The organism is Burkholderia sp. NRF60-BP8 (assembly GCF_001522585.2).
Classification (GTDB): domain Bacteria; phylum Pseudomonadota; class Gammaproteobacteria; order Burkholderiales; family Burkholderiaceae; genus Burkholderia.
In genome coordinates, this window is sequence record NZ_CP013374.1 from 92,897 (window position 1) to 115,290 (window position 22,394).

Sequence of the window (22,394 nt, forward strand, 5' to 3'; positions counted from 1 at the left end):
CATGCCTGACCCGATCCATACGCTCGGCATCAACGCCGCTTTCCACGACAGCGCCGCGTGCATCGTGCGCGACGGCGTCGTGATCGCGGCGGCCGAGGACGAACGCTTCACGCACGTGAAGCACGCGAAGCGCCCGGTGCCGTTCTCGACCTGGGAGCTGCCCTTCCACGCGATCGACTATTGCCTCGCGGAAGCGGGCATCACGCTCGCCGACGTGGACCACGTCGCGTATTCGTACGACCCGTGGCTCGAACTCGACCGCGAAGGCACGGAGCCGGCGCTGACCCTGCCGCTGTCGCCGTCCGCGCATGCGCCGCGCGCCGACGGCGCGTCGCCGTGGCATCCGCTGTTCCTGTCGTCGATCGTCAACGCGCCGCGCCAGCTCGCGGGCGGCGCGCCGCATCATCTGCAGCGGCGCTTTCGCGGCGTCACGCACGACGGGCCATTCCGCTGGCATTTCATCGAGCACCATCTCGCGCACGAGGCGAGCGCGTTTCTCGCGGCGCCGTTCGAGCGCTGCGCGGTGATGACGATGGACGGGCGCGGCGAGCGCGCGACGACCAGCTACGGCGTGTTCGACGGCCGCACGTACCGGCGGCTCGGGCAGGTCAACCTGCCGCATTCGCTCGGGCTGCTGTACGAGCGCGTGACCCGCTATCTCGGCTTCCTGCACTCGTCCGACGAATACAAGGTGATGGCGCTCGCGTCGTACGGCAAGCCGGTGTTCGCCGACGAGATGCGCAAGCTCGTGCGGTATCGCGACGCAGGGCGCTACGACGTGGTCGATGGCGATCTGGCCGCGCAATTCGGGCCGCCGCGCGAACGCGGCGGTCCGATCGAGCCGCATCACTGCGACATCGCGCACGCGTTGCAACTGGTGCTCGAAGAGACGACGCTGCAGGCGGTCGACTGGCTGGCCGCCGAAACCGGCGAGCGGCAGCTCGCGATGGCGGGCGGCGTCGCGCTGAACTGCGTGATGAACGCGAAGATTCGCGATCGCGGCCCGTTCGACGACGTGTGGGTGCAGCCGGCCGCCGGCGACGCGGGCACGGCGCTCGGCGCCGCGCTGTGGACCGACTTCCGGATGCGCGGCGAGCGCGGCGGCTGGCGGATGGATCACGCGTATCTCGGGCCGGCTTACGACGACGATGCGATCGAGGCGTTCCTGAAGGAAGCGCAGCTGCCGTACCGGCGGCTCGCCGACGTCGCCGCGCAGACGGCCGCGCTACTCGCGGCGAATCGCGTGATCGGCTGGTTCCAGGGGCGCATGGAATTCGGCCCGCGCGCGCTCGGCGCACGGTCGATCCTCGCGTCGCCGATCGACCCGGACATGCAGCGCAAGCTGAACCGGATCAAGGATCGCGAGGATTTCCGGCCGGTCGCGCCGGTCGTGCTCGAAGACCGTGCGCATCACTGGTTCAGCGGCGGCCGGCGTACGCCGCTGCGCGCGCCGTTCATGCTGTTCGTGTACGACGTCGTGCCCGAGCGCGCCGAGAGGATTCCGGCGGTGCGCCACATCGATGGCACCGCGCGCGTGCAGACCGTCGACGAAACGCAGCACCCGCTGCTGCATGCGCTGCTGACCGAGTTCGACGCGCTCACCGGCGTGCCGGTGCTCGTCAACACGTCGTTCAACACGCGCGGCGAACCGATCGTGTGCTCGCCGCGCGACGCGATCGAATGCTTCTGGACGTCGCCGCTCGACGCGCTCGTGATCGGGCCGTTCCTGCTGGAGAAACCGAGATGAACGCGCGCGACACGCAACTGCCGCCGGTCGTGTCGGTGGTCGTGCCGACCTATCGGCGGCCCGACCTGCTCGCACGCTGCCTCGACGCGCTGTGCGTGCAGGTGTTCGATCCGACCACCTACGAGATCGTCGTCGTGGACGACGATCCGGCCGGCAGCGCGCGCGCCGTCGTCGATGCGTGCCGCACGCGCGTGACCGACGTGCCGGCGATCCGCTACATGACCGCGCCCGACACGCAGGGCCCGGCCGGCGCGCGCAACGTCGGCTGGCGCAGCGCGTGCGGCGCACTGATCGCGTTCACCGACGACGACACGATTCCCGATCCGACCTGGCTGCGCCACGGCGCGGCCGCGCTGCTGGCCGAGCCGTCGGCGGCGGCCGCGGCCGGCCGGATCGACGTGCCGCTGCGGCCGTGCCCGACCGACTACGAACGCGATGCGGCGGGGCTCGCGCATGCGGAATTCGCGACCGCGAACTGCTTCGTGCGGCGCGCGGCGCTCGAACGCGTCGGCGGCTTCGACGAACGCTTCACGCGCGCGTGGCGCGAGGACGCCGACCTGATGTTCGCGCTGCGCGAGCATGCGGGGCCGATCGTCGAGGCCGACGCCGCGCGCATCGTGCATCCGGTGCGTCCCGCGCGCTGGGGATCGAGCATCGGCGCGCAGTCGAAGGTGTATTTCGATGCGCTGCTGTACAAGAAGCATCGCACGACTTACCGGCGTCATATCCGGCCGATGCCGCCGTGGCATTACTACGCGGCCGTGCTGGCCGCGCTCGGCGCGCTCGGTTTTTTCGCCGCCGGCTGGCCGGCGCCGGCCATCGTGTGCGCGGCGGTGTGGGCCGCGATTACCGCGGCGTTCTGCGCGAAACGGTTGCGCGGCACGCAGCTCACGCCGTCGCACGTGGCCGAAATGATCGTCACGTCCATCGCGATTCCGCCCGTGTCGCTGTACTGGCGCATGCGCGGCGCGCTTCACTTCAGGGTGCTGTTTTTATGAAGCTCGACCCCAGCGTCGATTCCGGCGGCCCGAGCGGCCCGAAGCGGATCGCAGTGTTCCGCGCGCTGCAGCTCGGCGACATGCTGTGCGCGGTGCCCGCGCTGCGTGCGCTGCGGCGCGGCGAACCGGATGCGCGCATCACGTTGATCGGCCTGCCGTGGGCGCGCGAGTTCGCGTCGCGCTTTTCGGACTACATCGACGGTTTCATCGCCTTCCCCGGCGCGGCGGGGCTCGGCGAACAGCCCGAACCCGACGCGGCCACGCGCGAGGCGTTCATCGCCGAATGCCGCTCGCGCGACTTCGACCTCGCGATCCAGCTGCACGGCAGCGGCGCGCACACGAACGCGATCGTCGCGTCGCTCGGCGCGACGCGCACGGCCGGTTTCGTGCCGGCCGACGGCGGCACGGCCGCGCTCGACTGCACGCTCGTGTGGCGCGACGGCGAACCGGAAGTGGCGCGCTATCTGGCGCTCACGCGCAAGCTCGGTTACGCGGACTGGGGCGACTACCTCGAATTCCCGCTCGGCGGGCTCGACTACGCGCTGTGGCACGTGCTCTGCGACGAACACGCGCTCGATCCCGGCCGCTACGTGATCGTCCATCCCGGCGCGCGGATGGCGTCGCGGCGCTGGCCGGTCGAACGCTTCGCGCTTGCCGCGCGGCAGCTCGCCGACGACGGCTGGCAGATCGTGCTGACCGGCACGCGCGCGGAACTGGCGCTCGCGAGCGCGTTCGCCGAGCACCTCGGGCGGCCGTGCGTGAACCTGTGCGGCCGCACGCCGCTCGGCGCGCTGGCCGCGCTGATCGCCCGCGCGCGGCTGCTGCTGTGCAACGACACGGGCGTGTCGCACGTCGCGGCGGCGCTCGGCACGCCGAGCATCGTCGTCGCATGCGGCAGCGATACGGCCCGCTGGGCGCCGCTCGACGCCGAACGTCATCGCGTGCTCGCGAACTACCCGGCGTGCCGGCCGTGCATGTTCGATACGTGCCCGTACGGGCACGAGTGCGCGACGGCGATCGGCGTCGGCGAAGTGATCGATCGGGCGGGCGAGCTGCTCGCCGAGGAGAGACGTCATGTCACGTAAGCGATTGCGCGTGCTGACCTGGCACGTGCATGGCAACTACCTGTATTACCTGTCGCAGGCGCCGCACGATTTCTACATCGTGACGAAGCCGCAGCATCCGCCCGGCTATGCGGGCCGCGTCGGGCACCTGCCGTGGGGCGACAACGTGCACGAGGTGCCGGCCGAGTGCGTGCGCGACACCGCATTCGACTGCGTGCTGTACCAGCACGTGAATCATTACCGGAACGACCGCCTGCGGCTGCTGAGCGACGCGCAGCGCGCGCTGCCGACGCTGTTCGTCGAGCACGATCCGCCGCGCGAGCATCCGACCGACACGCTGCATCCGGTGCAGGACCCGAACGTGTTGCTGGTGCACGTGACGCCGTTCAACGCGCTGATGTGGGACAACGGCGTGACGCCGACGCGCGTGATCGAGCACGGCGTGCTGCTGCCGGAAGGCGTCGAGTATCACGGCACGCTGCCGAAGGGCGTCGCCGTCGTGAACAACCTCGCGCGGCGCGGCCGACGCCTCGGCGCGGACCTGTTCGAGGTCGTGCGGCATAGCGTGCCGATCGATCTGGTCGGGATGGGCTCGACCGAACTCGGCGGGATCGGCGAAGTGCCGAATCCGGCGCTGCCGCAATTCCTGTCGCACTACCGATTCTTCTTCAATCCGATTCGCTACACGAGCCTCGGGCTCGCGGTGATCGAGGCGATGATGATCGGGCTGCCGATCGTCGCACTCGCGACGACCGAGATGGCGCAACTCGTGAAGACCGGCAGCAACGGCGTGGCCGATACGCGGCCGGCCGTGCTGATCGACGCGATGCGGATGTTGATTCGCGATCAGGAACTGGCGCGCGAGTGGGGCGCGGCGGCCCGGCGCGACGCCTGCGAGCGATTCGGCATCGAGCGCTTCGCGCGCGACTGGGACGCCGCGCTGCGCGACGTGACGGCGTGAGGTAACGGCGTGACGACGTGACGAAGGCGGCGTCACGCCGCAATTCACTGCGTCGTTGGGGGCGGCGAAGCGGGCGTGCTGCCGCTGTTCGCGGCATTCGGCGACGCGGGCGCGGTGCCGTTGGCCGCATTGCGCTCGTTCTCGGGCAGCAGCGCGAGGCGGTTGTACAGCGTTTTCAGGCTGATGCCGAGCGCCTTCGCGGTGCGCGGCTTGTCGCCGTTGAAATGGCGCAGCGACGCGACGATGAAGCGCTGCTGCGTATGCGCGAGCGTCGTGCCGATATGCAGCGTCATCGCGTTGTGGCGCACTTCCTCGCGCGGCGGCTGACGGCGCGGCAACTGCAGTTCGATCTGCTCGTCGGCGAGGATGAACGCGCGCTCCAGCGCGTTGCGCAGTTCGCGTACGTTGCCGGGCCACGTGTACGCACGCAGCGCCTTCATCGCCTGCGTCGACAGGCGCTTCCTCGTGCGGTGCCGCGCGTTCAGGCGTTCGACGATCTGCAGCGCGATGTCGCCGACGTCGTCCTCGCGCTGCCTGAGCGCGGGCACGTGCAGTGCGATCGGCGCGATCCGGTAGAACAGGTCTTCGCGCAGCCGGCCGCTGCGCAGTGCCTCGACCGGATCGTGGTGGGTGGCCGCGACGATCCGCACGTCGAGCGGAATCGGCTCGTGGCCGCCCACGCGCACGATCGTGTTGGTTTCGAGCGTGCGCAGCAGCTTGACCTGCAATTCGGCGGGCATCTCGGCGATCTCGTCGAGAAACAGCGTGCCGCCGCGCGCGGCCTCGAACATGCCCACATGTTGTGCAACGGCGCCGGTGAAGCTGCCTTTTTCGTGACCGAACAACTGCGACTCCGCGATGTCCTTCGGAATCGCGCCGCAGTTGACGGGCACGAACGGCCCGCGCCGGCGCGGGCTCATGTCGTGAATGAGCCGGGCGACGATATCCTTGCCCGCCCCGCTTTCGCCGACCACCAGCACACTCACGCGGGTGGCGGCGACGCGCGACACTTTCAGCAGCAAATCCTGAATTGTTCGCGAACGCCCGAACAGCCGCGTGCCGTCATCGTCGGATTTCGACATGGAGTAGGACCGAGTTGGGAAGTTTTGACCGAAGGTGTCGTGATCAGGTAAAAAACGACGTGGCACACGTCGTCATTCACGTATGCAGGATACCTTTTATACCGATTCGTCGACATTGAATCTGGCAATGCGGCTGGCGTCGATAGATAGATTTATTCGATGAACGGCGAATGCACGACACCGTTCTTCTATACTGCTAAGCACTCGTTTTCAGTGCAGGACCGCTTGTCTGCCCGATCGTGTGCAGCGTTGAAGATGCGTCGTGTGCCCGATGCGTGCACGACGCTGCACGTGTCGCGGTGCCGGCCCACGCATGCGCCGGGCCGCATTAAAAGGAGCCTCGATGCCTTACGTCCTGATCGTCGAAGACGACGCCGATACGCGAACGATGCTGGCCACGCTCGCACGCACGCAGCAGCTTTCGTGCGATACGGCTGCGACGCTTGAAGAAGCGCGCACGCTCGTCTCGACGCATACCCCCGATCTCGTGCTGTGCGACCTCGTGCTGCCCGACGGCAACGGGATGGATCTGTTCGACGCATTGCCCAAGCGCGGGCATTGCGAAATGGTGTTGACCACCGGCCACGCGAGCCTCGAAACCGCGATCGACGCGTTGCGGCGCGGCGCGACCGACTATCTGGTGAAGCCGCTCAACATGCAGCGGCTGAACAGCATCTTCGCGCGCGTGCCGCGCACGACCGCGCTGCACGAGGAAATCGCGGAGCTGCGCTCGGAGCTGCAGCGGCTCGGCCGGTTCGGCCGCATGCTTGGCAGCTCGCCGGCGATGCAGGCCGTCTACGATGCAATCGGCCGCGTCGCGCGCACCGAAGCGTCGGTGCTGCTCACCGGCGAATCGGGCACCGGCAAGGAACTCGCCGCGCAAACCGTGCACGACCTCAGCCTGCGCCGCCGTGGCCCGTTCCTCGCGGTGAACTGCGGCGCGATCGCCGCGAATCTCGTCGAGAGCGAGATGTTCGGCCACGACCGCGGCAGTTTCACCGGCGCGGAACGCCAGCACAAGGGCTTCTTCGAACGGGCGGACGGCGGCACGCTGTTTCTCGACGAAATCACCGAGATGCCGGTCGAATCGCAGGTCAAGCTGCTGCGCGTGCTGGAGACCGGGCGCGTCACGCGGCTCGGCTCGACGCGCGAGATCGACGTCGACGTGCGCATCGTCGCCGCGACGAACCGCGACCCGGAAGCGGCGATGGCGGAGGGCAAGCTGCGGCCCGACCTGTTCCACCGGATCAACGTGTTCCCGATTCCGCTGCCGTCGCTGCGCGAGCGCGGCGACGACATCCCGATGCTCGCCGATGCGTTCCTGCAGCGCTACAACGAGGAGAGCGGCCGCAACCTGCGTTTCTCGCCCGCTGCCCGCGAAGCGCTGAAGGGCTACGAATGGCCCGGCAACGTGCGCGAGCTGCGCAACTTCGTGCAGCGCGCGAGCATCTTCACCGATGCCGACGTGATCGAGACGCTGCCTCCGCCGATCATGGACGAGTTGTCGAGCATGGTCGATTCGCATGAAGATCGCGTGACGGTGCCGTTCGGCACGCCGCTCGAGGAGGTCGACCGCAAGCTGATCCTCGGCACGATCGCGCAATGCGGCGGCGTGAAGGCGCAGGCGGCCGAGGTGCTCGACGTCAGCCTGAAGACGATTTACAACCGGCTCGCGCAACTGGAAGACGAAACGGAAAAACCGGACTCCTGATGTGGCCCCGCTCGCGCTCAGGGTTCCGTTCATGGTCCCGTTTCGGCCTCGCGGTGCGCGTCGCGCTCGAGCCTCCGCCGCATGCGTTCGACGTGCGGCGGAATCGCGCGTCGTTCGCGCACGATCCACGGCAGGCCGGCGAACGTGCGCACGATCGCCCGTTCGCGGCGCAGCAGCGGCAACATGCGCACCGTATGCAGCCACGCGGCCGCGGCCGGCCATCTGAGCCACGCCGTCCATACCGCGTTGCGGGCGGCGGTGCGCGCGCGCGTGGGCCGGTCGCGCTGCGCCGACGGGTAGTGATGGACCGTCAGGTGCGGCGCATACACGAGCCAGTGGCCGGCGCGACACAGATCGAGCGCGAGCAGCGCTTCCTCGCCGCCGAGAAAGTAGCGCGGATGGTAGCCGCCCGCGCGTACGAACGCGTCGCGCCGGAACGCGGTCGCGCCGGCCAGCAGCCCGAGGATCGCGCGGCCCGGCAGCGCGACGGGCGCGTCCAGCGGGCTGTCGGCCATCAGCCGGCAGGTCGGGTCCTCGCGTCGGTCGGGGCCGACGAGCACGCGTGCGGTGACGGCCGCGACGTGCGGATACGCGTCGAGCAGGTTCGCGGCTTCGGCGATCGAACCGGGCGCCCACCACGTGTCGTCGTCGCAAAACGCGACATGGCGCGTGCGCGCCACGGCGACGCCGAGATTGCGGCCGGCCGCGCCGAGGTTGCCCGGCGCATGCACGAGCGCGACATGCGCGAAGCGCTCGCGGATCAGCGCGGCCGTCTCGGCGTCCGCCCCGTTGTCGACGACGACGATCGCCGGCCGATCGGGCAGCGCGGAAAGATGGTCGAGCGTGCGCGCGAGTTCGGCGGCGCGCCGGCAGGTCAGCACGATGGCGGTCATGCGCGGTTCGCCCGGCGGCAGCGCGATGCGCGCGGGCGTTACGCGGACGTGACGTCGCATTCGAGCCGCCAGATCGTTTCGGGTTCGTGGAGAGCGGCGCGCATATGAGGTTCGAACAGCATTACCTGGCTCGCATAGGCATCGACGGCGGCGGCTTTCGCGGCGGCGCCCGTCGCATCGCGGCCGGCGGGCGGCGCGACCGGGTGCGCGACCCAGCCGCGCTCGCGCCAGCCGATCAGGCGCCTGGCCATCAGCCCGTCGATGCGGCGATACGGCACGTCCTCGTAGAAGCGCCAGATGCGCGCCGGATCGTCTTCGCGCAGCAGCGACAGCATGGCTTCCTGCACCTGCAGGTGATCGCGGTGGAACAGGCCGGCCGGCGCGAGCACGTCGAAGCCCGGGTGCGCGTCGATCGTCGCGGCCACGCGCGCCGCGATCGCGGTCGACGTGGCCGGCATGCCGTACTGATCGTCGAGGAAGTCGAGCCACACGGGGCGTGCGTCGAGCAGCGCGAGCGCGCGGCGGTCTTCGTCGCGGCGCGCGCGCACCGCTTCGTCGGCGTCGCGAAACCCTGCGCGGCGATCCCACGGCGGCGCGGGCGTGCCGTGCGGCGGGATCCCCGCGAATACGGTGACGACGATCGAGCCGGGCGCCTGCGCGAGCAGTTGTCCGCAACTGAAGACGGCATCGTCGAGATGCGGCGAGACGACGAGCCAGCGTGTCGGGTCGGGCATGGCGTGAGGATCTCCATCGTGAGCGGCCGGGCCGCCGGTGCCGATCGGCCAGCATGCGCCGTGCCCGCCGGCGGCGCCCCCGGCGCCCGCTGTCGACTGTTCCCGCAGGAGCGTGTTCAATGACCGAAATTGCACGGCCGCAGGCCGGAAATTACGCAACGGCCGTGATGCTGGTCGCGATCGCGACCGTGCTGCAGACGCTCGCGATCCGGTTCGGCGGCGTGAATTTGCCGTTCGTGCTGTATTACCCGCTGCTCGCCGGCGCCGCGTGGGTGACATCGTTCCTGTTCGGCATCGTGTCGACCGTGGTCAGCGGGCTGCTCGTGTGGACGCTGTTCCTGTCCGACCCGGCCGCTTATACGGCGCCGCTGCCCGAGCGGCTCGTGCAACTCGGCACCTTCATGCTGATCGGCGCGCTGGTGTGCGCGATCGCGTCGATGCTGCATCACACGCGCGTCACGAACGATCGCGCCGGCCGGCGCGAGGCGGCCGCGCGCCGGCAGCTCGAAGCCGTGCTGGGCGCGCTGCCGCACGGCGTGATCGCGACCGATGCGACAGGCCGGCTCACCTATCTCAACGCGGCCGCTGCCGAACTCGTCGGCTGCCGGCCGGACGACGCGATGGGGCGGCCGGTGCGCGACGTGCTGCGGATCGTCGACCACGAAGGCCGCCGCGTGCCGACCACGCCGCTCGATCGCGCGCTCGGCGGCGCCGACGCGACGTCCGACCGGCACTGGCTGCAGGCCGGCAACGGCGATCCGGTGCCGATCGTCGCGGTCGCGTCGCCGATGGGCGATACGGACGGCAATCTCGACGGCGCGGTGTTGTTGCTGCGCGATGCCGGCGCGGACCGTGCGCGCGTCGACGCGTCGCGGCTGCTGCATGCGGTCGTCGATGCATCGCCGGATGCGATCGTCGGGATCGACGCCGACGGCCGCATCGCGAGCTGGAACCCGACCGCGCAGCGGATCTTCGGGTACGACGAGGCCGATGCGCGCGGCCGCCGGTTCGACACGCTGATCGCGCCGCGCTGGTTGCGGCGCCATCCGCTCGCCCAATCGTTCGACGCGATGCGCGAGCCGGTCGGGCCGCTCGAACTGCTGTGCGTGCGGCGCGACGGCCGGCGGTTTCGGGCGACGGTATCGGCGTGCCCGGTGCAGGGCGACGCGCGGGCCTGCGTCGCGCTGTCGCTGACGCTGCGCGAAACCGGCGCGCAGCGCCGGCACGACCTCGGGGCGCAGCGCTCGTTGCAGGGCGCGCGCCATGCGCGCGAGCAGGCCGACACGTCGAACCGGCTGAAGGACGAGCTGCTGGCCACGGTGTCGCACGAATTGCGCACGCCGCTGAACGTGATCTACGGGTGGATCGAGGTGCTGCGCAATACCGGCGACCACGCGCTGCAGCATCAGGCCATCGATGCGATCGACCGCAGCGCGCGTTCGCTCACGCGGATGGTCGGCGACATCCTCGATGCGTCGTCGCTCGCGACCGGCAAGCTGCGGCTCGACACGACGCCGGTCGACATCGTCCGGCTGTTCTCCGACCAGGTCGGCACGTTCCAGACCGCCGCATCGTCGGCCGGCATCATGCTCGAATTCGACTGCGACGCGTCGGCGTGCATCGTGTCGGGCGACGCCGAGCGGTTGCGGCAGATGCTGTCGAACCTCATTTCGAATGCGCTGAAATTCACGCCGGCCGGCGGCAGCGTGAGGGTCGGGCTTGCGCGCGACGACGCGCATGCGGTGCTGACCGTCGCCGATACGGGGCAGGGCGTCGCGCCGGAGTTCGTGCCGTACGTGTTCGACATGTTCCGCCGTGCGGACGATTCGCCCGCGTCGCCGCGGCGGGGGCTCGGTCTCGGCCTGTCGATCGTGCGGCACATCGCGCAGCTGCACGGCGGCCGGGTGACCGTCGCGAGCGCGGGCCGCGATCGCGGCACGACGTTCACGGTGACGCTGCCGGCCGGGTGGCAGCCGGGCGGCGCGATAGCGTGGGGAATCGTGCAGGCGGGCAGCCGTCGCGACGCGCTCGTGCTCGATACGCAGCGCATCCTGATCGTCGACGACGATCCGACCACGCGTGCCAGCCTCACGGCCGCGCTGACCACGTTCGGCGCGGCCGTCGCGATCGCGTCGTCGGGGCGCGAAGCGCTCGCGATGGCGGCCGACATGCGGCCGACGGTCGTGCTGTCCGATCTCGCGATGCCCGACGGCGACGGCTTCTGGCTGCTGGACGCATTGCGGCGCGGCACGATGAACGGCGACAGCGGCCCGCCCGACGTGCGCGTGCTGGCCGTCACCGCGCACGCGGGCCTCGCCGACGAACGCCGCGCGCTGGAGGCCGGCTTCGACGGCTACCTGTGCAAGCCGGTCGACGTGCGCGAACTGGCGCACAAGATCGTGCACGTGACGAAGCGCGACGGCTGACGCGGCTGACGCGCTTTGCGCCCCGGCCGCGTCAGGTGGTCGGCGCCGGCCGGTTCTGCGTGTGCACTTGCGCGAGCAGATGCGACGCGATGCGCGTGCTGCGCACGAGGTCGCCGGGCGTGTGGTGCGTGACCTGACGTTGAATGAAGTAGCGCGCGGTATGCGCGAGCCCGTTCGCGAACGTCGTCGTCGCGCGCCAGCCGAGCCGCTTCTGCGCGGCGGCCAGATTCGGCCGCCGCTGGCGCGGATCGTCGGACGGCAGCGGCCGGAATTCGATCGGTACGGTCGCGCCGACGATACGCACGACCTCCCGCGCAACGTCGATCATCGCGATCTCGACGTCGCTGCCGAGATTGACCGGCTCGCTCGCATCGCCCGGTTCGTCCATCAGCCGGACCAACGCATCGACCATGTCGTCCACGTAGCAGAACGAGCGCGTCTGCTTGCCGTCGCCGTAGACGGTCAACGGCTGTTCCGCGAGCGCCTGCGTGACGAAGTTCGACACCACGCGCCCGTCGGCCGGGTGCATGCGCGGGCCGTACGTATTGAAGATCCGCGCGATCCGCACGTCGACGCCGTACTGGCGGTGATAGTCCGCGAACAGCGTTTCCGCGCAGCGTTTGCCTTCGTCGTAGCACGCGCGGATGCCGGTCGGATTGACGCGGCCGCAATAGTGCTCGTCCTGCGGATGGACGTCGGGGTCGCCGTACACCTCGCTCGTCGACGCCTGCAGGATGCGCGCCTTCACGCGTTTCGCGAGGCCGAGCAGGTTGATCGCGCCGTGCACGCTGGTCTTCGTCGTCTGCACGGGGTCGCGCTGATAGTGAATGGGCGACGCCGGGCACGCGAGGTTGTAGATCTCGTCGACTTCGACGTAGAGCGGAAACGTCACGTCGTGGCGCATCAGCTCGAAGTTCGGCGCATCGAGCAGGTGCGCGATGTTGTCCTTCGTGCCCGTGTAGAAATTGTCGACGCACAGCACGTCGTGGCCGGCCGTCACGAGCCGTTCGCACAGATGCGAACCCAGGAAGCCGGCGCCGCCGGTGACGAGCACGCGTTTTCGATCGTAGCCCTTCATTACGTATTCTCCTTGCGGTGTGCGAGCATGGCCGTGGCGGTGCCGACGGGCGTGCGCCGGCCGGTGCCGGCCGACGTGCCGGCGCGCTGCGCGTGGGCGACGTCGCGATAGATGTCGACGAGCCGGTCGGCCACGCCTTGCCAGGTGTAGAAGCGATGCGCGCGCAGGTAGCCGGCGCGGCCGAGCGCCGCGCACAGCTCGGGCTTCGCGCGCAGTTGCACGAGGCGCGCGGCCAGCGCGGCCGGGTCGCGCGGCGGCACGAGATAGCCGGTCGTGCCGTCGTCGACCGTCGTGCGGATGCCGCCGACGTCGCTGCCGATCACCGCCGCCGCGCACGCCATCGCCTCGACCGGCGTGATGCCGAACGGCTCGTACCACGGCGTCGTCACGAACACGTCGGCCGCGCTGTAGTACAGGTGCAGCGCGTCGCGATCGCGCCGGCCGACGAAGGTCACGCGGTTGGCAATCCCGAGTTCGTGCGCGAATGCGGCGAGCCGCGCGAGTTCCGGGTCGCGTGCGGGGTCGGGCGTCGCCTGGCTGCCGCCGACGACGTACAGGTGCGTCGGCCGCTGCGGATCGCGCGGCATGCGCGCGAGCGCATCGATCACGGTATCGATGCCCTTGCGCGGCACCAGGCGGCCCAGTTGCAGCACGACGAACGCGTCCTGCGGCCAGCCCAGCCGCGCGCGTGCATCCACGCGCGGCACCGGCCGGAATTCCCGCTCGTCGAAGCCGCACGGCACGATCTCGATGCGCGCGGTGTCGGCGCGATAGTGGGTCGTCAGATCGAGCGCATCCTGAGGGCATTCGGCGATCAGGCGGTCCGAGCGGCGGGCGAGCGTGTCCTCGATCGCGAAGCGCGCATCGGGGAAGCCGTCGGCCGTGCCCTGGTGCAGCCGCCGCACGCGGCCGAGCGCATGGAACGTCGTGACGAGCGGGATGCCGAGCGCTTTTTTCACGCGCAGCGCCGCGTCGCCCGACATGAAGAAGTTCGCGTGCATCACGTCGACCGGGTCGGGCTCGCGCCGCATGCGCGCGATCATGTATTGCGCGAATGCGCCCATGTACGGCAACAGCCGCTCCTTGGGCACGTCGGTCGGCGGCCCGGCCGGCACGTGGATCACGCGCATGTGCGAGCCGATCGGCACGACTTCCGGCAAATGCGGATTGTCGCAGCGCGTGTAGACGTCGACGTCGAGGCCGCGCTCCGCGAGCTGCTTCGCGACGTTCGCGACATAGATGTTCTGACCGCCGGCGTCGACGCCACCGATCACGCCCAGCGGCGATGCATGTTCACTGATCAACGCGATTCTTTGCATGGTCTTGCTCCCGATATCGGGGCCGCGCTCATGGGCCGCCGTCGTCGGTACATCGGCAATCGGCATGCCCGCCGGATTGCGGGGAAAACCGCTTCCCGCTGTGCCGAAAAAATTACAACGCGTTGGATGAAAGGGCGTCTGATCGCGGTTTCCCGCCGGCATGCGGCGCGCACGCCGCGGCACGCGATTTGCGCGACCTCTGTTCACCTGCCGGCTCGCCCGGCCCGATGAAAAGGAGGTCACGATGAAGGTATTCCAGCTGCAAGCCCGCTCCCCGCGCATCCGCCGCCAGCGTGCGGTGCGCACCGGCATGGCGGTCGCGATCGCCGCGGCCACCGCGTGCATGGTCGTCGCGCCGAACGCGGTCGCCGCCGGCGACGACGGCGCCGCATCGTCGTCGACGTCGTCGTCGTCGCATTCGAGTACCGGCACGAAGATCCGCGACGCGACGATCACGACCAAGGCGAAAGCGGAACTCGTCGGCACGAGCGGCCTGTCGGCCGGCGACATCCACGTGAAGACGCGGCACGGCACCGTGACGCTGACCGGCAGCGTGCCCGACGAGCAGCAGCGCACGCAGGCCGTCGGCGTCGTGAAGCAGGTGGACGGCGTGCAGTCCGTGCGCGACCAGTTGACCATCCGGCCCAAATAACCGCGCGGCCGCAAAGGAGTCCAGCGATGAACTGCATGCTCAAACCCGTCGGCGAACAGACGATCGTCATCACCGGCGCGACCAGCGGCATCGGTCTCGTCACCGCGCGCAAGGCGGCACGGCGCGGCGCGAAGCTCGTGCTGTTCGCGCGCAACGAGGAAGCGCTGAACACGCTGTGCGAGGAAATCCGCCAGCACGGCGGCCTCGCGGTGCCGGTCGCCGGCGACGTCGGCAATATCGAGGATCTGCAGCGCGCGGCCGCGGCGGCGGCCGACACGTACGGCGGCTTCGACACCTGGGTCAACAACGCGGGCGTGTCGATCTTCGGCACGGCGGCCGCGGTACCGCTCGAGGATCAGCGCCGGCTGTTCGACACCAACTACTGGGGCGTCGTGCACGGCTCGCTCGTCGCGGCCGACCATTTCCGGCGCAAAAGCGATTTCCACGGCGGCGCGATCATCAACATGGGCAGCGAGGCGTCCGACGCGCCCGTGCCGCTGCAAAGCGCATACGTCGCGTCGAAACACGCGGTGAAAGGCTTCACCGATTCGCTGCGGCTCGAGATGGAAGCGGACCACCTGCCGGTGTCCGTCACGCTGATCAAGCCCGCCGCGATCGACACGATGTTCGTGATGCACGCGAAGAACTACATGAACGTCGAGGCGAAGCTGCCGCCGCCGATCTACGACCCCGACCTGGTGGCCGACGCGATCCTGTTCGCGGCCGCGCACGCGCGCCGCACGCTGTTCGTCGGCGGCGCCGCGAAGTTCACGTCGGCGAGCGCGTACCACGCGCCGCGCCTGTTCGATCGCGTCGCGGCCACGCTGTTCTCGCGCGGCCAGCGCACTGTGCGCCCCGCGCGGCCGCGCGACGACAACGCGCTGTACGACTCGCGCCACGCGCTGCACGAGCGCGAGGGCATGGAAGGGCCGGTGCTGCGCAGCTGTGCGTACAACACGGTGGTGCAGCGGCCGAAGGTCGCCGGCGCGGTCGCGCTGGGCGCGGCGGCGGTGGTGTTTGCCGCGTACGCGCGCTCGCGCCGCTCGTCCGCGTGATTTCATCGATTTTCCAAGGAGGCTTTCATGACATCCCGACAACATACGGGCCACGAATACAGCCACTCGCGCGCGCACGAAGGCGAGCGCACGCAGCAGGACCACGACAAGGGCGGGCACCAGACGGGGCACGGCAAACCGCCGAGCCCGGTCGACGTGCAGAAGGCGCTGAAGGGGATGGACTACCCGGCCAGCAAGTCGGACGTCGTGCAGTGCGCGGAACGCGCGCATGCCGACCGCGAGGTGCTCGACATGCTGCGCAAGATTCCCGAGCGCGAGTACGACACGCCGGCGTCGGTATCGAAGGAACTCGGGCGGCTGATGTAGGCGCCGCCCCGTCGCGCCGCGTGCGCGAGCGCGCGGCGCACCCATCACGAGGAGCACGACCATGGCGATGATCGTCGCAGGCCGTTTCACGACGTTCGATGAAGCGGAAGGTGGGGCGCGTCACCTTTACGAGCGCGCGTTCGGGCGCGACGACGTGTCGATCTTCTTCCTGAACCCCGGCGGCCAGCACGCGCGCTTTCCGATCGGTGGCGACGTGTATGCCGATACGGCGGCGAAACCGGGCGGCCGCGGCGCGATGGTCGGCGCGATTCGCGGCTTGCTGATCGGCGTCGTCGTCGGATTGATCGTGTATGCGCTCGGCGTGCGCTACTGGTTCGTGCCGGCCGCGGGCGCGCTGGCCGGCGCGTATCTCGGCGCGTTCGGCGGCGCGCTCGGCCGGATGCGCGGCGAGCAGGCCGAAGGCAAGGGCACGCTCGCGCAAAGCGAAACCGGCGTGATCCTCGCCGCGCGCGTGACGCCCGACACCGCGACGACCGCGGAAGACGTGCTGCGCGCGACTGGCGCGAAGTCGATCGAGCGCGTCGAAGGCGACTGGCAGGACGGCGAATGGCGCGATTTCGATCCGGTGCGCCGGCCCGACGAAGCCGCGTCCGGCGGCCCGCGCTGAATACGTCCTTTTTCCAGACGCTTGCAACGCCAACCGTCGAAACACGGTCGCCGCGCGCAGGCCGGCGTGCGGCGCACGCGGCACGCCGCTTGCGCGGCATCGGCGGCATTCGTTCAAGGAGGAACCCATGACCCACGAACAGACCCCGCCGCCGCAGAAGCAGTCGCATCGGCCGGGCACCGAGCGCGAGATGCATCCGAAGCCGCGCGACGAAGCGGCCGACTACGTCGGCAGCGGCAAGCTCGCCGGCAAGGTCGCGCTGGTGACGGGCGGCGACAGCGGGATCGGCCGCGCGGTGGCGATCGGCTTCGCGAAGGAAGGTGCGGACGTCGCGATCGTCTACCTGAAGGAATCCGACGACGCCGCCCATACGAAGCAGCTGATCGAGCAGGCCGGCCGTCGCTGCGAGGCGATCGCATGCGACGTCGGCGATCGCCGGCAGGCGCGCGACGCGGTGGCGCGCACGGTCGAACGGCTCGGCCGTCTCGACGTGCTCGTGAACAACGCGGGCGAGCAGCATCCGCAGCCGGGCATCGAGGACGTGTCCGAGGAACAGCTCGAACGCACGTTCCGCACGAACGTGTACGGGATGTTCTTCTGCACGCAGGCTGCGCTGCCGCACCTGAAGGCGGGCGGGCGCATCGTCAACACGGCGTCGGTCACCGCCTATCACGGCAGCCCGAAACTCCCCGACTACTCGGCGACCAAGGGCGCGATCGTCGCGTTCACGCGGTCGTTGTCGATCGAGCTGGCCGAGCGCGACATCCGCGTGAACGCGGTCGCGCCGGGGCCGATCTGGACGCCGCTGATTCCGTCGACGTTCACGCCCGAACAAGTCGCGAAATTCGGCTCGAACGTGCCGCTCAAGCGGCCGGGGCAGCCGGACGAACTGATCGACTGCTACGTGCTGCTCGCGTCGGACGGCGCGAGCTACATGACCGGGCAGACGCTGCATCCGAACGGCGGCTCGATCGTCGGCGGCTGACGGCCGCACTCACGCAATGCCAAGGAGAAAGCAGATGAGACAACCCAACTGGACGATCGCCGCGCTCGCCGCCGGCGTGCTCGCCGTGTCGGGCCTCGCCCGCGCGCAGATGCCGAGCGAGCCGCCGGCGTCGAATTCGCATGTGCCGGGCGGCGTGATCAATCCGTCGTCGGGCGCGGGCGCCGCGGGCGATCCCGGCATCGCGAAAGCGCCGAAGGGCGCCGACGCGGAGTTCGTCGACAAGGCCGCGATGGCCGGCAAGGCGGAAGTGCAAGCCAGCCAGCTCGCGCTGAAGCAGGCGCAGTCGGCGGACGTACGCGCGTTCGCGAAACGGATGGTCGCGGATCACGGCAAGGCGAACGCGAAGCTCGAGGAACTCGCCGCGCGCAAGGGCATGAAACCGCAGGTCGACCAGATTTCGGATCCCGACGTGGAGGCGCTACGCGGCAAGAGCGGGCGCGATTTCGACACCGCGTATCTGGCGGCGGCCGGCCCCGATGCACACAAGAAGGCGGTCGCGTTGTTCGAAGACGAAGCGCGCGACGGCAAGGATGCGCAACTGCGCGCGTTCGCCAAGTCCACGCTGCCGACGCTCAAGCATCACCTGAGCATGGCAGAGACGGTTGCACGCAAGGTGGGCGCGCAATAACGCGCGCCCGGTTCCACCCTCGGGCCGCACGGGCGGCCCGCTTTTTCGGAGAAGCAGTCATGGCCCAACGGCAATCGAAGCACGAAGGCATCCTCGAACTGCTCTGCCAGGCATACGAGACCGAGCTTGGCGGTGCGCAGATCTACGAGGCCGCGCTCCAGTGCGCGACCGACGAGGATCTGCACAAGGAATGGGAGAAGTACCACCGCGAGACGCTGCATCACCAGGAGGTGCTGCGCAAGGTATTCGAAACGCTCGGCCTCGATCCCGATGCGCAATCGCCGGGACGCGCCGCGGTGGCCGCCACCGGAAAGTCGCTGGTGCAGGTGATCGAGCAGGCGAAGAAGCAGGCCGACCCGGCCGTCGCGCAGGTGGTGGCAGCCGAGTGCGTGGTGCTGGCCGAAACCAAGGATCACCTGAACTGGGAGCTGATCGGCTACGCGGCCGACCAGTTGCCCGACAGTGACGCCGCGAAGGCGCTGAAGGCCGCGCACGACGAGGTGGAGGCCGACGAGGATCATCATCTGTATCACACGCGCGGCTGGGCGCGCGAGATGTGGATCGAGTCGATGGGCTTCAAGGCGGTGCTGCCGCCGCCGGAGGAAGTGAAGAAGGTGGAATCCGCCGCCGATGCGGCACGTGCCGAGCGCTCGCGCGGCAAGATGATGTAACGCCCGGGCGGGCGGCGTCGCGCTCCGCGCAGCGCCCGCCCGCCGCCCATGAAGGTTGCGTGCGCAACCGACATCGATCGATTGTGTCGGTCCTTCACGTCAGCAGGTCGACGAGCATCGTCACCACCGACGCCGCCATCAGCGCGACCGCCACCCAGCCGAACAGTTTCGATACCGGGCCGCTTCCGGGCTGGCCGGCCGCCTCGCGCTTGCCCGACAGCAGCATCACGAGCACGAGCATCGGCACCGCCGCGACGCCGTTGAGCACGGCGCTCCAGTACAACGCCCGGATCGGGTCGATCGGGCTGAAGCAGATCGCGATGCCGACGATCACGCACAGCGCCAGCACCGTGTAGAACGCGGGCGCGCGCCGCACGGGCTCGTTCAGCCCTTCGCGGAACCGCCAGGCTTCCGCGCAACCGTAGGCGGCGCTGCCCGCGAACGCGGGAATCGCGAGCAGCCCGCAGCCGACGATGCCGAACGCGAACACCAGGAACGCGGCTTCGCCGGCGATCGGCCGCAGCGCCTCGGCAGCCTGCGCGGTGCTGCCGATGTCGTGTCGGCCGTGCGCGAAGAAGACGGCCGCGCCGATCACCATGATGCAGAACGACACGGCGTTGGTGACGACCATGCCGGTCCAGGTATCGACCGTGACGCGTTGTTCGGTCTCGCGGCGCGTGTCGCGCTCGCCGTTCTTTTGCTCGGCCGTGGTTTGCTCGACTTCGAGCGCGGCCTGCCACACGAACAGGTACGGGCTCAGCGTCGTGCCGAGCACGGCGACCGCGGTGGTCGCATACGCATGCGTGAACGCGATCTGCGGCAGCACGATCGCATGCAGCACGCCGCCCCAGTCGACGTGCACGAAGCCGAGTTCGAGCACGTACGCGATCAGGCCGAGCGTCATCCATTTCAGCCAGCGCGCGTAGCGTTCGTATGACAGCATCACCTGCAACGCCAGCGATGCGATTCCATAGAGCGGCGCATACCAGTAGCTGCGGCCGCCGACGACGAGCGCCGTCGCGTCGCCCATCGCCGCGAGGTCGGCGCCGACGTTCACGACGTTGACGATCACGACCATCGCGATCAGCGTCTTCGCGACGCGATCGGAAAACCGTTCGCGGATGCCGGCCACGAGGCCTTCGCGATTGCGTCGCCCGACGAACGCCGCCGCGAGCTGCACGGCGACCATCATCGGCAGCGTGACGACGATCATCCACAGCATGTTGAAGCCGAACTGGCTGCCGGCCTGCGCGTAGACGGCGACGTTGCTCGGATCGGCGTCCGACGCGCCCGCGAGCAGGCCGGGGCCGAGCCGCCGATACCACGGTTTCGCGGCGGGCGGCGGCGCCTCGGCCGCCGCTCGCGCGCCATCGCCCAGTCCGCTCATCCGGCATCCCCGTGCGACGGGCGCCCGCCGTCGCGGCGTCGCTCGCGTGCGAGGCGCGACGCGGTGCGCAGCGCGTCGACCAGCGTGCGGTATGCATGTTCGCGGGAATCGGCGCCGCGCGTGCGCAGCACGTACGACGGATGATAGGTGGCGACGACGAGCCGGCCGTCGTCGGTGCGCACCGGCGCGCGCGTGCGCTCGAGCGTCGCGTCGTTGTCCTGCAGGACCGCGCGCAACGCCGTCGCGCCGAGCGCGACCACCACGCGCGGCTGTACGGCCGCCAGCTCGCGTTCGAGCCAGTAGCGGCACGCGGCCACTTCGCGCTGCGCGGGCGTCTTGTGCAGCCGCCGCTTGCCGCGCGGTTCCCATTTGAAGTGCTTGACCGCATTCGTCAGGTAGACGTGCGAGCGTTCGATTCCGGCGTCGTCGAGCGCGCGGTCCAGCATGCGGCCGGCCGCGCCGACGAACGGCATGCCCGCGCGGTCCTCCTGGTCGCCCGGCTGCTCGCCCACCAGCATGATCGTCGCATCGACGGGCCCGGCGCCCGGCACCGGCTGCGTCGCGTGTTCCCACAGCGCGCAGCGGCGGCACGCCTCGAGCGTGCGCGGGGCCTCGTCGTCGGGCGGCGGTGCCGGAGCGTCGGGCGCGTTGCGGGTCATGCGGCGCCTCCGGTGCGGGCCGGCGCGGCGGCGCGCGGCGAGCGGGCGGAACGCTTCGGCGATCGCATGGTCGCACGCGCAGAGGGACGCAAACGGGACGATTGATGCCGCATCGCACGCATGAAGGACTCCCGGATCGACGATGCGAACCATGCAGCAACCGGCATGCCGCATGCAGTCGGTATGGGCGCGCGCCTTGCGTGACAGGTCCGTCCAACGACAGGAGAAGCAGATGCTACCCGACCCCGGCGACGACCCGGCCGCCGACGACGTGCTGCTGTGGCGCGCCCCCGACAGCGTGCCGCGCCGCCCGCGCCGCGTGCTGGTCGTCGACGACTATCGCGATGCGGCGGACGCGCTGCGCCTGCTGCTCGAGGCGCGCGGCTTCGAGTGCCGGGTCGCCGACGATCCGTTCGCCGTGTGCGACGTCGCACGCGACTGGCAGCCGTTCGCGGTCGTGCTCGATATCGCGATGCCGGGCCTCGACGGACTGGAACTGGCGACGCGGCTGCGCGGCGATCCGCGAACGGCCGACATGCTGCTGATCGCGTGCAGCGGACTGGCGTCGCGGCGGGATCGCGAACAGGCGAAGGAGGCCGGCTTCGATGCGCATTGCGCGAAGCCGCTGACGCCGCACCGGCTGCTGGGCTACCTCGAATCGGCGAGCGGCGGCGCGGTGGCGCCGGACGAGGGCGTTACACGACCCTTGTAAAAAGGCCGGCGGCGCCCCGCGGCGCGGGCAAAAAAACGCCCCGCGCGGGCGGGGCGTGTCGAACGGAAGCGCCGGCGAACCGGCACCGCGTCGCGGGGCGGTCAGTGGCGGCCGCGCGTGCGCGGATCGTCGAGGTCTTCGGTCGGGTCGGTCAGCCCGAGCTCGTCGCCGGCACTCCAGTACGGGGTGCTGCCGTAGAACTCGTGCAGCGGCTCGGCCCATTGCGGATCGGCCATCGCCGGCCAGTGGTCCTTGTCGAACCCCGGCGCGTTGCGGATCCGCTCGGACGATACCGATAGCAGGAAGCACTTGCGCTCGGTATCGAGCGTCAGCGCGCTCCACGGAATCGCGTGGAGCTTGTCGCCGATGCCGAGGATGCCGCCGCTCGACAGCACCGCGTACGCGATGCGGCCGGAGCGCACGTCGAGCATGATGTCCTTGATCTTGCCGACATCGTCGCCGTCGGTCGTATAGACCTTGTCGCCTTCGAGCGTATCGGCCGCCATCACGTCGGGGCCGGGGCCGGCCGCCGTCGCGGCGCCCTTGCCGATGATGCGGGTCTGACCTTGATCGGGAGTCTGCATGGTTTCCTCCAGGCTGCGTGGGGCGCGACCGTGCCCGGGGGGCGGGCCCTGCGGGTCGCGCGGGTTGTCGGG

22 protein-coding genes are annotated in these 22,394 nt (G+C 70.0%); 14 read left to right on the forward strand and 8 right to left on the reverse strand.

Going from position 1 to position 22,394, the window contains the following annotated elements:
* The first annotated feature begins 1 nt into the window (after position 1).
* The 4 genes from WS54_RS30050 to WS54_RS30065 are packed head-to-tail and all read left to right on the forward strand — an operon-like array spanning position 2 to position 4,770.
* A complete protein-coding gene (locus tag WS54_RS30050; RefSeq protein ID WP_059779985.1) occupies positions 2 to 1,747 on the forward strand; it encodes a carbamoyltransferase family protein in 1,746 nt (581 codons plus the stop codon).
* Positions 1,744 to 2,745, forward strand: coding sequence for a glycosyltransferase family 2 protein (locus WS54_RS30055; protein WP_034209273.1), 1,002 nt, complete (start codon positions 1,744 to 1,746; stop codon positions 2,743 to 2,745). Before WS54_RS30050 ends, WS54_RS30055 begins: the two co-directional genes overlap by 4 nt.
* Entirely contained in the window at positions 2,742 to 3,830 is a 1,089-nt protein-coding gene (locus WS54_RS30060; protein WP_059779984.1) for a glycosyltransferase family 9 protein, read from the forward strand. Before WS54_RS30055 ends, WS54_RS30060 begins: the two co-directional genes overlap by 4 nt.
* A complete protein-coding gene (locus tag WS54_RS30065) occupies positions 3,820 to 4,770 on the forward strand; it encodes a glycosyltransferase (RefSeq protein WP_059779983.1) in 951 nt (316 codons plus the stop codon). The genes WS54_RS30060 and WS54_RS30065 overlap by 11 nt, the downstream gene beginning before the upstream one ends.
* Positions 4,771 to 4,814: 44 nt before the next feature.
* On the opposite strand, the gene WS54_RS30070 is transcribed toward WS54_RS30065, so the two are convergent.
* Positions 4,815 to 5,852: a sigma-54 interaction domain-containing protein gene (locus WS54_RS30070; RefSeq protein ID WP_059779982.1), complete on the reverse strand. Its 1,038-nt coding sequence runs from the start codon at positions 5,850 to 5,852 to the stop codon at positions 4,815 to 4,817.
* Between the two features lie 343 nt (positions 5,853 to 6,195).
* Between WS54_RS30070 and WS54_RS30075 the strand changes: the two genes are divergently transcribed.
* The gene (locus WS54_RS30075) at positions 6,196 to 7,563 is read left to right on the forward strand and encodes a sigma-54-dependent transcriptional regulator (RefSeq protein ID WP_034209269.1); all 1,368 of its coding nucleotides are present in this window, start codon (positions 6,196 to 6,198) and stop codon (positions 7,561 to 7,563) included.
* Between the two features lie 29 nt (positions 7,564 to 7,592).
* On the opposite strand, the gene WS54_RS30080 is transcribed toward WS54_RS30075, so the two are convergent.
* Both WS54_RS30080 and WS54_RS30085 read right to left on the reverse strand, forming a co-directional pair.
* Positions 7,593 to 8,516 (reverse strand): glycosyltransferase family 2 protein, encoded by a 924-nt coding sequence (locus WS54_RS30080; RefSeq protein ID WP_059779981.1) that lies wholly within the window; start codon positions 8,514 to 8,516, stop codon positions 7,593 to 7,595.
* Positions 8,495 to 9,190, reverse strand: a complete 696-nt coding sequence (locus WS54_RS30085) for a PIG-L family deacetylase (RefSeq protein WP_059779980.1) — start codon at positions 9,188 to 9,190, stop codon at positions 8,495 to 8,497. The genes WS54_RS30080 and WS54_RS30085 overlap by 22 nt, the downstream gene beginning before the upstream one ends.
* Before the next feature lie 119 nt (positions 9,191 to 9,309).
* Between WS54_RS30085 and WS54_RS30090 the strand changes: the two genes are divergently transcribed.
* The gene (locus WS54_RS30090; protein ID WP_059779979.1) at positions 9,310 to 11,616 is read left to right on the forward strand and encodes a hybrid sensor histidine kinase/response regulator; all 2,307 of its coding nucleotides are present in this window, start codon (positions 9,310 to 9,312) and stop codon (positions 11,614 to 11,616) included.
* A 31-nt stretch (positions 11,617 to 11,647) separates the two neighbouring features.
* Here the strand turns inward: WS54_RS30090 and WS54_RS30095 are convergent, their stop codons facing one another.
* Together WS54_RS30095 and WS54_RS30100 are read right to left on the reverse strand one after the other, a co-directional pair.
* On the reverse strand, positions 11,648 to 12,694 hold the full coding sequence (locus WS54_RS30095; protein ID WP_034209265.1) for a UDP-glucuronic acid decarboxylase family protein: 1,047 nt from the start codon (positions 12,692 to 12,694) through the stop codon (positions 11,648 to 11,650).
* Positions 12,694 to 14,013, reverse strand: coding sequence for a glycosyltransferase family 4 protein (locus tag WS54_RS30100; protein WP_059780014.1), 1,320 nt, complete (start codon positions 14,011 to 14,013; stop codon positions 12,694 to 12,696). Before WS54_RS30100 ends, WS54_RS30095 begins: the two co-directional genes overlap by 1 nt.
* Positions 14,014 to 14,257: 244 nt before the next feature.
* On the opposite strand from WS54_RS30100, the gene WS54_RS30110 reads away from it, so the two are divergent.
* The 7 genes from WS54_RS30110 (at position 14,258) to WS54_RS30140 (ending at position 18,980) form a co-directional block, all read left to right on the forward strand.
* Complete coding sequence (locus WS54_RS30110) at positions 14,258 to 14,665, forward strand: BON domain-containing protein (RefSeq protein ID WP_059780013.1); 408 nt, start codon at positions 14,258 to 14,260, stop codon at positions 14,663 to 14,665.
* 26 nt (positions 14,666 to 14,691) lie between these two features.
* The gene (locus WS54_RS30115) at positions 14,692 to 15,720 is read left to right on the forward strand and encodes an SDR family oxidoreductase (RefSeq protein ID WP_059779978.1); all 1,029 of its coding nucleotides are present in this window, start codon (positions 14,692 to 14,694) and stop codon (positions 15,718 to 15,720) included.
* A gap of 27 nt (positions 15,721 to 15,747) precedes the next feature.
* Positions 15,748 to 16,047 (forward strand): DUF2795 domain-containing protein, encoded by a 300-nt coding sequence (locus tag WS54_RS30120; protein ID WP_034209262.1) that lies wholly within the window; start codon positions 15,748 to 15,750, stop codon positions 16,045 to 16,047.
* Between the two features lie 61 nt (positions 16,048 to 16,108).
* A complete protein-coding gene (locus WS54_RS30125; protein ID WP_034209261.1) occupies positions 16,109 to 16,675 on the forward strand; it encodes a hypothetical protein in 567 nt (188 codons plus the stop codon).
* A gap of 127 nt (positions 16,676 to 16,802) precedes the next feature.
* On the forward strand, positions 16,803 to 17,660 hold the full coding sequence (locus WS54_RS30130; RefSeq protein ID WP_034209260.1) for an SDR family oxidoreductase: 858 nt from the start codon (positions 16,803 to 16,805) through the stop codon (positions 17,658 to 17,660).
* Between the two features lie 34 nt (positions 17,661 to 17,694).
* On the forward strand, positions 17,695 to 18,309 hold the full coding sequence (locus WS54_RS30135; RefSeq protein WP_059779977.1) for a DUF4142 domain-containing protein: 615 nt from the start codon (positions 17,695 to 17,697) through the stop codon (positions 18,307 to 18,309).
* Between the two features lie 59 nt (positions 18,310 to 18,368).
* Positions 18,369 to 18,980: a hypothetical protein gene (locus tag WS54_RS30140; RefSeq protein ID WP_034209258.1), complete on the forward strand. Its 612-nt coding sequence runs from the start codon at positions 18,369 to 18,371 to the stop codon at positions 18,978 to 18,980.
* Positions 18,981 to 19,074: 94 nt separating this feature from the next.
* On the opposite strand, the gene WS54_RS30145 is transcribed toward WS54_RS30140, so the two are convergent.
* Together WS54_RS30145 and WS54_RS30150 are read right to left on the reverse strand one after the other, a co-directional pair.
* Positions 19,075 to 20,367, reverse strand: coding sequence for an NRAMP family divalent metal transporter (locus WS54_RS30145; protein ID WP_059779976.1), 1,293 nt, complete (start codon positions 20,365 to 20,367; stop codon positions 19,075 to 19,077).
* Positions 20,364 to 21,026, reverse strand: a complete 663-nt coding sequence (locus WS54_RS30150) for a UdgX family uracil-DNA binding protein (protein WP_059780012.1) — start codon at positions 21,024 to 21,026, stop codon at positions 20,364 to 20,366. The genes WS54_RS30145 and WS54_RS30150 overlap by 4 nt, the downstream gene beginning before the upstream one ends.
* 232 nt (positions 21,027 to 21,258) lie before the next feature.
* Here WS54_RS30150 and WS54_RS30155 point away from each other — a divergent pair, with 232 nt between their 5' ends.
* Positions 21,259 to 21,738 carry a response regulator gene (locus tag WS54_RS30155; RefSeq protein WP_059779975.1) on the forward strand — a complete coding sequence of 160 codons (480 nt, stop codon included), beginning with the start codon at positions 21,259 to 21,261 and terminating at the stop codon, positions 21,736 to 21,738.
* A 101-nt stretch (positions 21,739 to 21,839) separates the two neighbouring features.
* On the opposite strand, the gene WS54_RS30160 is transcribed toward WS54_RS30155, so the two are convergent.
* Positions 21,840 to 22,322: a PRC-barrel domain-containing protein gene (locus tag WS54_RS30160; RefSeq protein ID WP_006498342.1), complete on the reverse strand. Its 483-nt coding sequence runs from the start codon at positions 22,320 to 22,322 to the stop codon at positions 21,840 to 21,842.
* Positions 22,323 to 22,394 lie beyond the last annotated feature (72 nt).

What these genes read in the sequence shown, in the direction of transcription:
- WS54_RS30055 (WP_034209273.1), top strand. Translation starts at nt 1,744, where the DNA reads ATGAACGCGCGCGACACGCAACTGCCGCCGGTCGTGTCGGTGGTCGTG.
- WS54_RS30085 (WP_059779980.1), bottom strand. Translation starts at nt 9,190, where the DNA reads ATGCCCGACCCGACACGCTGGCTCGTCGTCTCGCCGCATCTCGACGAT.
- WS54_RS30120 (WP_034209262.1), top strand. Translation starts at nt 15,748, where the DNA reads ATGACATCCCGACAACATACGGGCCACGAATACAGCCACTCGCGCGCG.
- WS54_RS30095 (WP_034209265.1), bottom strand. Translation starts at nt 12,694, where the DNA reads ATGAAGGGCTACGATCGAAAACGCGTGCTCGTCACCGGCGGCGCCGGC.
- WS54_RS30065 (WP_059779983.1), top strand. Translation starts at nt 3,820, where the DNA reads ATGTCACGTAAGCGATTGCGCGTGCTGACCTGGCACGTGCATGGCAAC.
- WS54_RS30110 (WP_059780013.1), top strand. Translation starts at nt 14,258, where the DNA reads ATGAAGGTATTCCAGCTGCAAGCCCGCTCCCCGCGCATCCGCCGCCAG.
- WS54_RS30125 (WP_034209261.1), top strand. Translation starts at nt 16,109, where the DNA reads ATGGCGATGATCGTCGCAGGCCGTTTCACGACGTTCGATGAAGCGGAA.
- WS54_RS30145 (WP_059779976.1), bottom strand. Translation starts at nt 20,367, where the DNA reads ATGAGCGGACTGGGCGATGGCGCGCGAGCGGCGGCCGAGGCGCCGCCG.
- WS54_RS30060 (WP_059779984.1), top strand. Translation starts at nt 2,742, where the DNA reads ATGAAGCTCGACCCCAGCGTCGATTCCGGCGGCCCGAGCGGCCCGAAG.
- WS54_RS30090 (WP_059779979.1), top strand. Translation starts at nt 9,310, where the DNA reads ATGACCGAAATTGCACGGCCGCAGGCCGGAAATTACGCAACGGCCGTG.
- WS54_RS30080 (WP_059779981.1), bottom strand. Translation starts at nt 8,516, where the DNA reads ATGCGACGTCACGTCCGCGTAACGCCCGCGCGCATCGCGCTGCCGCCG.
- WS54_RS30130 (WP_034209260.1), top strand. Translation starts at nt 16,803, where the DNA reads ATGACCCACGAACAGACCCCGCCGCCGCAGAAGCAGTCGCATCGGCCG.
- WS54_RS30140 (WP_034209258.1), top strand. Translation starts at nt 18,369, where the DNA reads ATGGCCCAACGGCAATCGAAGCACGAAGGCATCCTCGAACTGCTCTGC.
- WS54_RS30135 (WP_059779977.1), top strand. Translation starts at nt 17,695, where the DNA reads ATGAGACAACCCAACTGGACGATCGCCGCGCTCGCCGCCGGCGTGCTC.
- WS54_RS30115 (WP_059779978.1), top strand. Translation starts at nt 14,692, where the DNA reads ATGAACTGCATGCTCAAACCCGTCGGCGAACAGACGATCGTCATCACC.
- WS54_RS30100 (WP_059780014.1), bottom strand. Translation starts at nt 14,013, where the DNA reads ATGCAAAGAATCGCGTTGATCAGTGAACATGCATCGCCGCTGGGCGTG.
- WS54_RS30150 (WP_059780012.1), bottom strand. Translation starts at nt 21,026, where the DNA reads ATGACCCGCAACGCGCCCGACGCTCCGGCACCGCCGCCCGACGACGAG.
- WS54_RS30050 (WP_059779985.1), top strand. Translation starts at nt 2, where the DNA reads ATGCCTGACCCGATCCATACGCTCGGCATCAACGCCGCTTTCCACGAC.
- WS54_RS30155 (WP_059779975.1), top strand. Translation starts at nt 21,259, where the DNA reads ATGCTACCCGACCCCGGCGACGACCCGGCCGCCGACGACGTGCTGCTG.
- WS54_RS30160 (WP_006498342.1), bottom strand. Translation starts at nt 22,322, where the DNA reads ATGCAGACTCCCGATCAAGGTCAGACCCGCATCATCGGCAAGGGCGCC.
- WS54_RS30075 (WP_034209269.1), top strand. Translation starts at nt 6,196, where the DNA reads ATGCCTTACGTCCTGATCGTCGAAGACGACGCCGATACGCGAACGATG.
- WS54_RS30070 (WP_059779982.1), bottom strand. Translation starts at nt 5,852, where the DNA reads ATGTCGAAATCCGACGATGACGGCACGCGGCTGTTCGGGCGTTCGCGA.